Below are 13,902 nucleotides of genomic sequence, written 5' to 3' on the forward strand. Positions count from 1 at the left end.
AGGAGCGTAATAGGAGATCTGCTTTTGGGCTGCATCCAATAAAAAAGGTTGATGCTTTCACATCAACCTTATGATTTTCATTCCAGCTTTATCAGCCTAGCTCAGTATCTTTCGGGCGTAACTGAAACTCATCAATAGAGCCAATTTCAACACCTGCTGACAGCTTCTCTTCCTCATTATGAGCATTACCGTGAGCATGCATAATCAGGCGATTTGCCGTGCGTGGTTTTAGCTGGCTAACCACAAAACGCATCATGTCTGAGCGAGTTAACCCCTTAAGGTCTTCCAATACGCGCTCTCTCTGGTTGAACTCAACATCCTTATTGCCTATCGCAACCCATAAGCGCTGAGCTCGCCCTCGCAAAGTCGTATCTGGTGTCGAAATCTGATTCCAGAGACCGCGCTTACTGCTGTGCCATTGATAGTCGTTAAGCTCCAACAGCACCATGTAAAAGGCATTGAGGAACTCATCTATTGAAGCTAACAAGTCAGCAGGGGCGGCATTCGGTGATTGCACATACAACACAATACCAGGGTGTCGGTTGAGCGGCATATTGCCAGTACCGACCATGTAACCTAGCTGCTGCTTGGTTCGTATCTCATGGAAGAAAGTGGCCGACATCAAATGGTTTGCCAATGAATACAGCGCGATATTTTTAGGTGAAATATCAGGGCATTGGTAATAAACCACAATTGCTGAATCATCTTGGTTACACACCACTTCACGTTGGAAGCTGCCGTTTTCACCGAGCATGATGAGCGGACGCAGTGATTCTTCGTAAGCCTGATCTTGAACACGCAGTGCATCTTTTAGCGTTTCAGCCATCTTGTGTGCATCGGCTTTTTTCCAGTCGCCATACACAAACATCTCAACATGAAGTTCCGCCAAGATTGCTTGAACAAAAGAGGAGAGCTCATCGACCTCTATCGTTTCTAGGGCTTCAATTAACACGGAATAAGGCGGGTTATTTGGTTGAAGTATCCCAGTCATTGCATTAAACAACTGCGAAATAGGGCGATCTTGCGACGCGTTGTTCCAGTTTCTGAGCAATTGATGCTTGATGGTTTCGAAGCGTGTTGGACTAAAGTCGCGTGCTTGGAAACGTTCAAGAATCATATTGAGCAGTTGTGGCTGTTTCTCGCTAAACCCGGACAGAGTGAGCGTTACACCGCCCTGATGGGTGTACATGTTGTAGCCCATTCCGGCGATTTCAGCCTGATACGTATCTTTTTCGAGTGAGTCTAAGAACATCTCTACGCACAAGCGTGTTTTAACGATATTTCTTGGGCTAGCAACTGAGTGCGGGCTATCGATAGCGACATACACCACACCTTTAGGAACTCGAAATTGATGGTCTTGCAGGTGCCACAGCTTAAAGCCGTCGAGCTCTTCTAACAGTTGTGGGAACTTAGCGTCACCTTCCAGTTCAGTCGGGTCTAGATCGTAGCAAATAAACGGGTTTTTGCTTGGGAGTTCAAACTGCCAACCGGGGTTAATGCACGTAAAGCATTGAACTTGTTCAGCGCTAAAAGGTGTGACCGAGTAGGGCGTAAAGTACCACTTCGCTTCCCTGTCATACTCGAATCCCTGAGCAACAATGGTCGCTCGCATGTTGTCTACGGTTAAGTAAGGCAGCAAAGAACGCTGTAATTCGTCATCGAAATGCGACATTTTGTAATCGCCATACACCACATCTTGCTCTTGGTAGTGCTGCATGTTGATGACGAGGTGGCTGACGACATCAAGCGGTCTTGCTGGCTCTTGAAAGCGGAAAGCAGACTCTAAAACGGCGCGTTTTTCTAGGTAGCGCCACTCTTCTATGCCTTGTTGTTCGACTAACTTGATGTACTGAAATATCGCTTGGATGATGTTATCGGTTTTGGTTAAACCTTCTATGGTCAATGAGCAACTGACTGTGAAATCACGGTAGTTACTGCCACTCGCGCCACCACCTGCAGAGAGAGATGTTATCCAGCCTTTCTCTTTGAGTTGCATCATCAAACTGCCTTCACCTTCGTAACCTAAAAGGTGGGCAAAGAACGACAAAGGCTTAACGCCGTAGTGTTCGTCCATACTGGGCATAGGGAAGGTTAAGATCAGTTTGCGCACTTCTTTAATTGGCTCAACACGCACTTGTACGCCTGTGCTCAACTCGCCAACAATCGGTACTTCAACCTTTTTGCCTTGTAGGTTGTGATTGGTGATCGAGCTAAAGCGATCCTCAACCCAGCTTTGCATCTCATCTAATGACTGATTGCCAGACAGTGTCAGGGTCATTAAGTCAGCAGAGTATTGTTGCTGGTGGAAAGCTAAAATCTCTTGTCGAATCGTCTCGCCGTTTCTGTCGCCCAACGTATCGATATTACCGACAGAAAACTTCGAGAATGGGTGATTGTGATTCACCAGTTCTTTGGTAACTTGGTACAAGCGTCGTGAGTCGTCGTTGAGTTTCATCTTGTATTCGGAGTCAACGGCTTGGCGTTCTTTGTCTAACGCTTCTTCGTTGAAAAGGGGAGCGGTAAAAAATTGGCTGAAGCGATCGAGTGCGGTTTCAAAGGCATTCAATTCAACATCAAAAAAGAAGCAGGTGTGCTCTGTTCCTGTCCAAGCGTTGTTGCTACCGCCATGCTGGCTGATAAAACTTTGGAACTCTCCGACCTTTGGATACTTTTCAGTTCCCAAAAATAGCATATGCTCTAAGTAGTGAGCTAAACCCTCTCGGTCTGTAGGGTCATCAAAATGCCCCACATTGACGGCTAATGCGGCTGCTGCTTTTTGAGCATTTTGATCCTGAACTAACAGTACACGTAACCCGTTATTTAAGGTTATGTAGCGGTATTGATGTTCATCATTTGGGCTTAAGTGCACAGGAGCATCTCCAGAGAAGGTGGTTTTTAAATTATGTACCCGATGATTCGGCGTGCAAACCTTGTGATCATATTTTGGGATATGAAGTGCTTTTTGGCGATTTCTAAATCACTTTTATCGATTTTTATCAGTAATTTATTTTCTTTTAACAAGATTGTTAAGAAAGTCGAACTCTTTGGCAAGTGACTTGATATAATTATTTATATTGACTGCGGTTTCTCTGGATTGAGAGCCAAACCTAAGTAGCGTTTCGCTGATATATGGGATATATCGACTTTCGACATGTTACGAAGACAGGATTGAACATGAAAATATTCATTATGCGCCACGGTGAAGCAGAACATTTTGCCAACTCGGATGCAGAAAGAGCGTTGACCAAGCGCGGGAAAATGGCTTCTCTTGCCGTGGCACAAGCTGCAAATGAGCAGGGGATTAGTCAATTCGATAAAGTGCTGGTGAGCCCATATTTAAGGGCACAAGAAACGTGGTTAGAGATCTCTCAGGCGTTTTCTGGAAAGAAAGTAGAAACCTGTGATGATATTACGCCTTATGGAATGTCCGACGATGTGTTTGATTTGACCTTAGCAATGGCTGAAGTAGAAAAACTAGAGACCATTTTATTTGTTTCTCATTTACCTCTAGTTGGCTACCTAACTGCAGAGTTTGCAACAGGCATGGCGCCGCCTATGTTTCCCACTTCGGGCCTAGCGTGTATCGACTTCAACCTTGAGACACAAAAAGGTGAGTTGCTTTGGAACATCAATCCATAAGCTCGTTGAGCTCTGTTTGATGACAAAGTTGCAGACAATTAGAAAGGGCATCTCAATATGATTGGGATGCCCTTTGTTGTTTTTTGGTGAGAGAGAGTTTGTTAACCAGAATTACTTCTCAGGAACCGAAAGCAAGACTAACAGCGCGCCATTGCCGCCAAACTCTAACGGTGCTTGGTGGAAAGCCATCACGTCTGGGTGCTGTGCTAACCACAAAGGCACCTTCTGTTTAAGGATGTGTTTACCGATACCGTGTTGAACACAGGCACACGCCACGCTCTCTTTCACGCAGTGCGCAATCATCGCGCCAAGCTCACGTTTGGCTTCTTGTTGAGTCATACCATGCATATCGAGATACACGTCAGGCACGTAGACACCACGACGGAGGCGCTTGACCTCATATTTAGAGACATCATCACGCGCATAACGCGTCGGACCGTCTTCGCTAAGATGCGGAATGAACTCATCCGAGAAATAAAACTCGCTATCACTGGCTTGTCTTGCCGTTCGAGTAATTTCTTTTTGCTTGGCATTTCTTTTTGGCTGCTGGACTATGGTATCCTGTTGCAACTTTTTAACGCCCTTTACTGCATCGTTGAACAGGGCGAAATCGTCATCGAAGTCGGTGTCTTTTTTGCTCATCAGGTTATGAATTCTAATTAGAAACGTAATTAGCAGTATTGTAGCGCTTTTCGGAGACAATTTTGGATAAGATTTTTGTAGAAGAAGCGGTATCAGAACTACACACGCTTCAAGATGTGATTCGTTGGACTGTTAGCCGCTTTAACGCAGCGGGCCTATTTTATGGTCACGGCACTGATAACGCGTGGGATGAGGCAGTACAACTTATCTTACCTACTCTTTATCTGCCGATTGATGTTCCTTCGCATGTGATGAACTCTCGTCTAACGAGCAGCGAACGTCTACGTATTGTTGAGCGCGTAATCAAGCGTATTAATGATCGTACACCAACGGCTTACCTAACCAACAAAGCTTGGTTCTGTGGTCTTGAGTTCTTCGTTGATGAGCGCGTTCTTGTGCCTCGTTCTCCAATTGGTGAGCTGATCGAAGCTCAATTCCAACCTTGGTTAACTGAAGAGCCAACTCGCATCATGGATATGTGTACGGGTAGTGGTTGTATCGCTATTGCTTGTGCTCACGCATTCCCAGACGCTGAAGTAGATGCGATTGATATCTCTACTGACGCATTGCAAGTTGCAGAGCAGAACGTTCAAGATCACGGCATGGAGCAGCAAGTGTTCCCAATCCGTTCAGATCTTTTCCGTGATTTGCCAAAAGAGAAATACAACCTGATCGTATCTAACCCACCTTACGTGGACGAAGAAGATATGAACAGCCTGCCAGATGAGTTTACTCACGAGCCAGAACTTGGCCTAGCAGCGGGTACAGACGGTCTGAAATTGGTTCGTCGCATCTTAGCTAATGCACCAGACTACCTAACTGACGACGGTATTCTTATCTGTGAAGTTGGTAACTCAATGGTTCATATGATGGATCAGTACCCAGAGATTCCATTCACTTGGATTGAATTCTCTAACGGTGGTCATGGCGTATTCATGATCACTCGTGAGCAGCTTGTTGCTTGCGCTGATGAGTTCTCTATCTACAAAGACTAGGTTTCAATTATTAGGTTAGTGCCCCTATCTTAGGGCTGTAAGCTTAGAACCTGACATCTAGTAAGACGTTCGATTTGAAACGTTTTTATTTAAACGCCATGCAGCAATGCATGGCGTTTTTTATTGCCTAGATTAAAGATGTTTGCATTTATATCGAAGACGTTAAGCGCAATATTTAGTTGATTAATATGAGGGCTTATTACATATTGGTGTTTAATATTTAGTCGTTTTAGTGAGTTAAGGAGGATTCACGATGAGCTTTGATACATGGATTTATTATTTATTAGCGGTGCTAATTTTAACGGCATCACCAGGCCCAAGTTCTTTATTGTGCATGACCAAAGGTGTGCAATCTGGCTTTAAATTATCGATATTTACTGCCTTGGGGAGCTTAACTGCGATTACTGGTATTTTAACTTTATCGTTTACCGGGCTAGGGGTAATTATTGCTTCGTCTGAAGTGGTATTTAATGTCATAAAATGGACTGGTGCAGCTTATCTGATCTTCCTCGGTTGGAAGTCTCTGCGCTCTAGCCAACAAGATTATGACAAGTTATCGGATCAACAAGGCGGTGCTCAATCTGTCAAAGAAAGCGCTGCGCAGCATTACTTAAGTGGCTTTATTGTTGGCGCGAGTAACCCCAAAGCTATCTTGTTTTTTACTGCACTTTTCCCACAGTTTATTGATCCCTCAATTGCGCTATTACCACAGTTTACCGTGTTTGCTTTTACCTTCGCAGTGATGGAATTGTCTTGGTTATTGGTGTATGCCTACTTGGGGGCGAAGTCGTCAAATTGGTTGTTTGCGAAAGGTCGAGCCAAGGTCTTTAATCGTGTCACTGGAGGTGTCTTTATTGGGGCTGGCGCACTGCTTTCGACGACCAGTCGAGCATAACTTTCTGTTTTATCAGAGAGGTGAATGGTTACAGAATATTCTTGATGCTGTCATAAAAGGTTAATATTAATGTGCTTGCTGCTTTTGGCGAAAAGCCGATATATTGTAGTTACACCATCACGTTCTCAAGGAGAGACATATGCAGCATCAAGAAATGATTCAACACAGTAACTTTGGCGTAATCAGTCGTACTTGGATTTTCTCTACCCTTTCTCTAGTGGGTATTCTTGCTCTAATGTAGTCAGCTTCATGGCTCTATAGTTTTAGTTTTTATTATGAAATCACTTGTTAAAAAGTCTTCAAAGTCAGAACTCTTTCTCTTATAAATGTGGCTTTTCTCATCAGGCTAGCCACTTAACTTTTTCTTAGTCATCTTCTTCTAGCAAGCATCCCCTAGTCATTTACTCCTAGTTGCCACTTTCTCGTTGTCACTCCTTGCCTTAAGTCACCACCTTCTTTCAGTGGACTGATTTGTCACCTTATCTCTATAAACAAGCGTCATCGCACTTCTGAAGTTGTTACGAAACTGTGATAATCTTAAGTTATCTTTTATCTACAGTGTATCTCTCATGTCTGTCTGGGATTCTATTTCATTTAACAATCGATTTACTGCATTACCTCGACTGTTCTATACCCCAATTCAACCTACACCGCTCAGCAATGTCCAATGGCTCGCATGGAATCATAAGCTTGCGGATGAACTCGGTTTTTTGTCATTTGATGATGCTTCCGAGGAATTGCTTGAAACGTTATCTGGCAATGTTGAACCTGAGCAGTTTTCGCCTGTAGCAATGAAATACGCAGGCCACCAGTTTGGTTCTTATAACCCGGATTTAGGTGATGGAAGAGGGCTGTTATTAGCTCAAATTGTCGCGAAAAGTGGCGAAACGTTCGATTTACACCTTAAAGGTGCCGGTAAAACGCCCTATTCACGTATGGGCGATGGACGCGCTGTTATTCGATCAACCGTTCGTGAGTACTTATGTAGCGAAGCGATGGCAGGGCTCAATATCCCAACCACTCGCGCGTTGGCTATGATGACCAGCGACACACCGGTATATCGAGAGAAGCAAGAGTGGGGCGCATTGTTGGTGCGTGCTGCCGAATCACACATCCGTTTCGGTCACTTTGAACATCTGTTTTATACCAATCAGTTGGCTGAGCATAAGTTGCTGGCCGATAAAGTCATTGAATGGCACTTCCCTGAGTGTCTCGATGAAGAGAAACCCTACGCTGCTATGTTTAATCAGATTGTTGACCGTACCGCGGAGATGATTGCGTTGTGGCAAGCGAATGGTTTTGCTCATGGCGTGATGAACACCGATAACATGTCGATCATCGGGCAAACTTTCGATTATGGTCCGTTCGCGTTTCTTGATGAATATGACCCAAGATTGATCTGTAATCACTCGGATTACCAAGGTCGTTATGCTTTTAACCAGCAGCCAAGAATAGGGCTTTGGAACCTGTCGGCACTGGCTCACTCACTTTCTCCGCTGGTGGATAAGGCCGACTTAGAGGCGGCTTTAGAGCAGTACGAACCGCAAATGAACGGTTACTTTAGTCAGATGATGCGTCGTAAGTTGGGGCTACTTTCGAAACAAGAAGGCGACAGTCGTTTGTTTGAATCTATGTTCGAGCTGATGTCGCAAAACAAAGTCGACTACCCAAGGTTCTTTAGAACGCTATCGAACCTAGACACCTTGTCGCCACAAGAAGTGATTGATCTGATAATTGATCGAGAGGCAGCAAAACTGTGGGTAGATAACTACTTACAACGCTGCGAATTGGAAGATAGCTCAGTGGTCGAGCGCTGCGAAAATATGAGACAGGTAAACCCGAAATACATCCTCAGAAACTACCTAGCTCAGCTAGCGATAGACAAAGCAGAGCGCGGTGATAGCAGCGATATTGACGCTTTGATGGTGGTACTGGCAGACCCTTATGCGGAACACCCGGATTATGAATACCTTGCGGCTCTACCTCCTGAGTGGGGTAAAGCCATGGAGATCAGCTGCTCTTCATAACCAACCAATAGCGGATTAAGCCCTAAAGATTCAGATAGAGGTCACTAAGTTGTGATCTTTATCTGTTTGTTCTTCTAACTTTACAAACATGTCAATAATCAAACAATCGGCCAGCCTATACACTATGTGAATAAGTTGTAAATTTAATAGGTTTGGGCGATGCCAACAAATACTCGAATTCTCGTGGTGGATGATGATCAAGAAATCCGCGAGCTGCTGGAAGAGTACCTCACAAAATCTGGTTTCGATGTTTCTTCTGTGGGAGATGGTGTTGAACTAGAAGCTCATCTGCAAAACCAAGGTTATCCAGATCTGATTCTGCTTGATGTGATGCTACCCGGTGACGATGGTTTTACCTTGTGTCAACGCGTCCGTAAGCAATCGAATGTGCCTATCATCATGCTGACTGCCGTATCGGATGAAACCGACCAAATTATCGGCTTAGAAATTGGTGCTGATGATTACATTGCCAAGCCGTTTAGCCCTCGTCAGTTAATGGCGCGTATCAAAGCGTTGTTGCGCCGCGTTCAAGTGGTGGATGACAAGACAAGTGATGCATTGCCAAAACAGATTGTTTTTGGTGATTGGACGCTTGATACGTTAGCGCATCGAATTTCCCACAATGAAAACTCGGAAGAGATGGATTTGTCGGGCAGTGATTTTTCTCTGTTGATGTTGTTCTTAACTCGCCCTAACGAAGTTCTCGACCGTGACACTATCTCATTCGCGACCAGAGGCCGTGAAGCGTTGCCTTTTGAGCGAGGCATTGATGTGCAGCTTAGTCGTCTGAGAAGCCGATTGGGCGACAGTGGCAAGTATCCTCACTACATCAAAACCATGCGCGGTAATGGCTATATCCTCGCTGTGCCTGTTCAGTATGAACACTAAGCATGACTTACTGTTAATGAACTAATGCTAATAGAGTCATTTCCAATGAAGTATTCCGGATAAAGTATCTCGCATGAAGTGGTTGAGTAGATTAAAACCAAACTCCTTGGTCGCAAGAACATTGTTGCTGACCTTGTTAGCTGTGGTGATAGCTCAAGGTATCGCAACGTCTATTTGGTATAGCGAATCCAAACACAAAGAACTGGAGGGGATTCGTTCTGCCTCTTCAAGCATGGCCAATATGTTTGCCTCGACGGTGACTTTCTTCCAGTCTCTGCCCGTTAAATATCGCCATATCGTGTTGGATCAAATCCGCAATATGGGCGGTACGCGCTTCTTCGTTTCTTTCAATAAAGAGGCGTTGATTGTCGAACCGATCCCTGATACCCGTTTAAAAACCGCCTCGATTGAAGCGATAGAAAGTGTTTTGAGTAGCAAGCTCAATAAAGTCGAATCAGTGCGGGTTGATTTCTCTCGCCCTGAACATCTTCGTTTGCTTAAAAATGACATCTACTTGAGCGATCTCCCACGATCGTGGGCACATCATACTTTAACCTTAGAACCTCTTAACCCTCCTATTCTGGTTGTTCAGATAGAATTAGCCAGTCATGAATGGGTGTATATCGCCGCGTTGTTGCCTGCGCCTTACGTCAAACTCGACGATACGATTCTCGGCAGAGAACAGGTGATCTTCTTAGTTTCCTCGACCCTCATTCTTTTGGTTTTGACTTACTTGATGATTCGTCGGCAAGTACGCCCTCTTAAAAAATTAGCAAGAGCGGCCAATGAGATGAGTATGGATATTCAGCAGCCGCCACTTAACGAAGAGGGGGCTACTGAGCTGGTGACGGCGACCCGAGCGTTTAATCGAATGCAGCAACGGATTCGTCGCTATGTTGCCGACCGTGAGCACCTTTTCTCTGCAATCTCACATGATTTAAAGACACCAATAACACGGCTTAGACTACGAGCCGAGCTATTGGAAAGCGAAGTAAAGAAAGACAAGTTCAATAAGGATTTGGATGAGCTTGAGATGATGGTTAAGGGCGCTTTACAAGCGGTAAGAGACACCGATCTACACGAGAATAATGCCATTATTGACCTCAACGAAATGGTACTTGCAGTGATTGAATCTCATAACCAGTATCAGACAAAGGTTGAGTTCGAGCCGGTCGTCATTGAGCCATTGGTCGCTAAACCACTGGCGATAAAGCGTGTACTCACCAACTTAATCGACAACGCGGTTAAGTATGGTTCCTCAGCAGTTGTTGAAATCAGCGGTGATGATCTTTGGGTGGTCGTGACCATTCAAGACCGTGGTCTCGGTATTCCAGAAGACAAGCTAGAGTTAGTTTTTGAACCTTACTTTAGGTTAGCAACGGACGACCAAGGACACGGACTTGGCCTCGGGATCTGCCGAAATATCCTGCACGGACACGGCGGAGATCTCATTATTCGCAACTCCTCTCAAGGCGGCTTAGAAGCCAAAGTCTATATCCCCACAGGCTTAGAAGTGTAATGTAACAATTGTGTTACATAGGGCTTACCTTTTGTTTCAATCTTATCAATCAGAATAAGTAGACTCTTTATTGAACCGGACGTCGAGTCCGCTAAAACATGGAAGATAATAATGAAAATCAATAAAACCCTACTTACTCTATCTCTTCTTGCTGCCTCAACATTTTCTCAAGCTGGTGAAGTGGAAGTGCTTCACTGGTGGACTGCCGGTGGCGAAGCAAAATCTGCCGCGGTACTGAAAGAGATGATTGAAGAACAAGGCCATACATGGAAAGACTTTGCAGTGGCTGGTGGCGGCGGTGAAAGTGCGATGACCGTTTTGAAAACGCGAGCAGTGTCAGGCAACCCACCGTCTGCAGCGCAGATCAAAGGTCATGATATTCAAGAGTGGGGTGGTTTAGGTTTTCTAACGTCTCTCGATGCAACGGCGAAACAAGAACAGTGGGATGAACTACTGCCAGAAGTTGTCACTAATGTGATGAAGTGGGACGGCGAATATGTAGCGGTTCCTGTTAACGTTCACCGTGTTAACTGGCTTTGGGCTAACCCTGTTGTATTAGAAAAATCAGGTGTGACGGTTCCAACCACATTAGACGAATTCTTCGTGGCGGCAGACAAGATCAAAGCGGCTGGCTTCATTCCTCTGGCTCACGGTGGTCAACCTTGGCAAGACGCGACAGTCTTCGAAGCGGTAGCACTTGATGTACTAGGCAGTGCAGACTACAACAAAGCGTTCGTTGATCTTGATATGGACGTTTTATCTGGCGACAAAATGGTGGAAGTGTTCACCAAGTTCAAAAAGATGCGTGATTACATCGACAGCAACTCGCCAGGTCGTGATTGGAACGTCGCAACCTCAATGGTTATCAATGGCGAAGCTGCAATGCAAATCATGGGTGACTGGGCGAAAGGTGAGTTTACCGCAGCAGGCAAAGTGCCGGGTAAAGACTACATCTGTGCACCAGCTCCGGGTACTGACGGCCAATTTACTTTCAACATCGATAGCTTTGCGTTCTTTGAGTTAAGTGACAAAGAGAACCAAAAAGCGCAGCAAGATCTCGCGAAAACCATTCTTACCAAAGATTTCCAAGAAGTCTTCAACTTGAACAAAGGCTCAATCCCAGTACGTCTCGATATGGACATGTCTAAGTTCGACCAATGTGCGTTGGATTCAATGGCAACCTTTAAAGCAAGTGCGGAATCTGGCGATCTAGTTCCGAGTATGGCTCACGGCCTAGCGACCACAAGCTACGCTCAAGGCGCGATTTACGACGTGGTAACCAACTTCTTCAACGAAAAAGATGCCGATCCAAAAGAAGCGGCAGCTAAGTTAGCGAAAGCAGTGAAAGCGGCTATCTAATCTCACTTGGTTTAACACCAAACCCCCAGGGTGGATAGGCTCGTAGGGAGCCTATCTGCTCTTCATTCCCAATTCTAATATGCGTGATGCTGATGTGGTGCCGAGAGGTAAGCCATCGGCTCGATTGTGCAACAAGGATAAGTTATGGAGCATGTTTTGACTGAGTCGACTCCAAAACCCACAAGGAGCCAGCCTGCGCCCAAGCCTAGCTTTGCTGACAGGTTGCAACATTGGTTACCCAAGATTGTACTGGCGCCTACCGCGTTAGTGACCGTGGTGTGTATCTACGGCTATATATTCTGGACGGCGGCGCTGTCGTTTACGAATTCTCGATTTTTACCGAGCTTCAACTTTGTTGGTTTAGCTCAATATGAAAAGCTGATGGACAACGATCGCTGGATAACCTCAATCACCAATCTCGGTGTGTTTGGTTTTCTATTCATGGCGATTGCTATCTTGTTAGGTGTGGGTTTGGCGGTATTGCTTGACCAGAACATCCGTCAAGAAGGTGCGATTCGTACCATCTATTTATACCCAATGGCCTTGTCATTCATCGTGACGGGTACCGCTTGGAAGTGGATCCTCAATCCGGGTCTTGGTATTGAAAAACTGATGCAAGATTGGGGCTTCACCGACTTCAAATTCGATTGGTTAGTCGACTCTGAAATGTCGGTATATACCTTGGTTATCGCAGCGCTTTGGCAGTCTTCAGGCTTTGTCATGGCAATGTTCTTGGCCGGCCTTCGTGGTATTGATTCTTCAATCATCAAAGCCGCTCAAATTGATGGGGCAAGCTTACCCACGATTTATCTCAAAATCATTCTGCCTTGCTTGCGCCCTGTGGTTTTCAGCGCTGTGATTATCACCTCACACATTGCGATTAAGAGTTTCGACCTTGTGACGGCAATGACAGCGGGCGGCCCAGGTTATTCATCGGATCTTCCTGCGCTATTCATGTACGCACATTCATTTACACGTGGACAAATCGGCCTTGGTGCTGCCAGTGCCATGATGATGCTTGCGGGTATTTTAGCGATTCTCGTGCCTTATCTTTACTCTGAACTTAGGGAGAAAAAGTCATGATGAATAACATCAACTTTGCTCGAATGTTTATCTATTCAGCACTGCTTTTCTTCTGCTTAGTTTATTTAATGCCACTGTTCGTCATGGTACTGACCTCATTCAAAACTTTGCCAGACATTAAGGCGGGTAACTTGATGAGCTTACCGAAAGAGTGGGTGTTTGATGCTTGGTATAAAGCGTGGGACACCGCGTGTACTGGCGTTAAATGTGAAGGCATCAAAGGCTACTTTTGGAACTCATTCCAAATGGTGATACCTGCGGTTGCGATCTCAACATTGCTCGGAGCATTCAACGGCTATGTGGTCACTAAGTGGCAGTTCCGAGGCTCAAACCTGTTCTTTAGTTTGTTGTTGTTTGGCTGCTTTATTCCGTTCCAAGTCGTACTTCTGCCAATGGCGACCATGCTTGGCAAGATGGGCTTGGCTAACACAACCATTGGTTTGGTGATTGTGCATGTTATCTACGGCATGGCGTTTACGACTCTGTTTTTCCGTAACTTCTATATCTCGATTCCGGATGAATTGATCAAAGCGGCAAAACTGGATGGTGCAGGCTTCTTTACTATTTTCTTCAAGATCTTATTACCGATCTCTACACCCATCATCATGGTGACGGTGATCTGGCAGTTCACAGCAATCTGGAACGATTTCTTGTTCGGGGTGGTGTACTCAGGCTCAGAGACTCAACCAATCACCGTGGCATTAAACAACTTAGTTAACACCAGCACGGGCGTTAAAGAATACAACGTCGATATGGCTGCCGCGATCATCGCTGCACTGCCAACGTTGTTGGTGTATGTCTTCGCAGGAAAATATTTTGTTCGTGGCCTAACGGCAGGATCAGTAAAAGGATAAT

11 protein-coding genes are annotated in these 13,902 nt (G+C 45.3%); 9 read left to right on the forward strand and 2 right to left on the reverse strand.

What is annotated here, in order from left to right; genetic code table 11:
* Positions 1-91: 91 nt before the first annotated feature.
* On the reverse strand, positions 92-2,869 hold the full coding sequence (locus tag AB6E30_RS04990; protein ID WP_017064099.1) for an insulinase family protein: 2,778 nt from the start codon (positions 2,867-2,869) through the stop codon (positions 92-94).
* A gap of 305 nt (positions 2,870-3,174) precedes the next feature.
* On the opposite strand from AB6E30_RS04990, the gene sixA reads away from it, so the two are divergent.
* A complete protein-coding gene (gene sixA, locus AB6E30_RS04995; RefSeq protein ID WP_017064097.1) occupies positions 3,175-3,639 on the forward strand; it encodes a phosphohistidine phosphatase SixA in 465 nt (154 codons plus the stop codon).
* Between the two features lie 111 nt (positions 3,640-3,750).
* Here sixA and smrB read toward each other — a convergent pair whose 3' ends face one another.
* On the reverse strand, positions 3,751-4,281 hold the full coding sequence (gene smrB / locus AB6E30_RS05000) for an endonuclease SmrB (protein WP_017064096.1): 531 nt from the start codon (positions 4,279-4,281) through the stop codon (positions 3,751-3,753).
* A 62-nt stretch (positions 4,282-4,343) separates the two neighbouring features.
* Between smrB and prmB the strand changes: the two genes are divergently transcribed.
* The 8 genes from prmB (at position 4,344) to AB6E30_RS05040 (ending at position 13,901) form a co-directional block, all read left to right on the forward strand.
* Entirely contained in the window at positions 4,344-5,276 is a 933-nt protein-coding gene (prmB, locus tag AB6E30_RS05005) for a 50S ribosomal protein L3 N(5)-glutamine methyltransferase (protein WP_017060640.1), read from the forward strand.
* 253 nt (positions 5,277-5,529) lie between these two features.
* Positions 5,530-6,171: a LysE family translocator gene (locus tag AB6E30_RS05010; protein ID WP_017060639.1), complete on the forward strand. Its 642-nt coding sequence runs from the start codon at positions 5,530-5,532 to the stop codon at positions 6,169-6,171.
* Positions 6,172-6,740: 569 nt separating this feature from the next.
* Positions 6,741-8,198: a protein adenylyltransferase SelO gene (locus tag AB6E30_RS05015; protein ID WP_065583674.1), complete on the forward strand. Its 1,458-nt coding sequence runs from the start codon at positions 6,741-6,743 to the stop codon at positions 8,196-8,198.
* 159 nt (positions 8,199-8,357) lie between these two features.
* Positions 8,358-9,086 (forward strand): response regulator, encoded by a 729-nt coding sequence (locus AB6E30_RS05020; RefSeq protein ID WP_017060637.1) that lies wholly within the window; start codon positions 8,358-8,360, stop codon positions 9,084-9,086.
* A 73-nt stretch (positions 9,087-9,159) separates the two neighbouring features.
* The gene (locus AB6E30_RS05025; RefSeq protein ID WP_372102809.1) at positions 9,160-10,605 is read left to right on the forward strand and encodes an ATP-binding protein; all 1,446 of its coding nucleotides are present in this window, start codon (positions 9,160-9,162) and stop codon (positions 10,603-10,605) included.
* A gap of 111 nt (positions 10,606-10,716) precedes the next feature.
* Positions 10,717-11,964, forward strand: coding sequence for an ABC transporter substrate-binding protein (locus AB6E30_RS05030; protein ID WP_372102811.1), 1,248 nt, complete (start codon positions 10,717-10,719; stop codon positions 11,962-11,964).
* Positions 11,965-12,108: 144 nt separating this feature from the next.
* On the forward strand, positions 12,109-13,047 hold the full coding sequence (locus AB6E30_RS05035; RefSeq protein WP_017060634.1) for a carbohydrate ABC transporter permease: 939 nt from the start codon (positions 12,109-12,111) through the stop codon (positions 13,045-13,047).
* Positions 13,044-13,901 carry a carbohydrate ABC transporter permease gene (locus AB6E30_RS05040; RefSeq protein ID WP_048661487.1) on the forward strand — a complete coding sequence of 286 codons (858 nt, stop codon included), beginning with the start codon at positions 13,044-13,046 and terminating at the stop codon, positions 13,899-13,901. The genes AB6E30_RS05035 and AB6E30_RS05040 overlap by 4 nt, the downstream gene beginning before the upstream one ends.
* Position 13,902: the final 1 nt, after the last annotated feature.

This window comes from Vibrio sp. 10N.247.311.12 (assembly GCF_041467515.1).
Classification (GTDB): domain Bacteria; phylum Pseudomonadota; class Gammaproteobacteria; order Enterobacterales; family Vibrionaceae; genus Vibrio; species Vibrio crassostreae_C.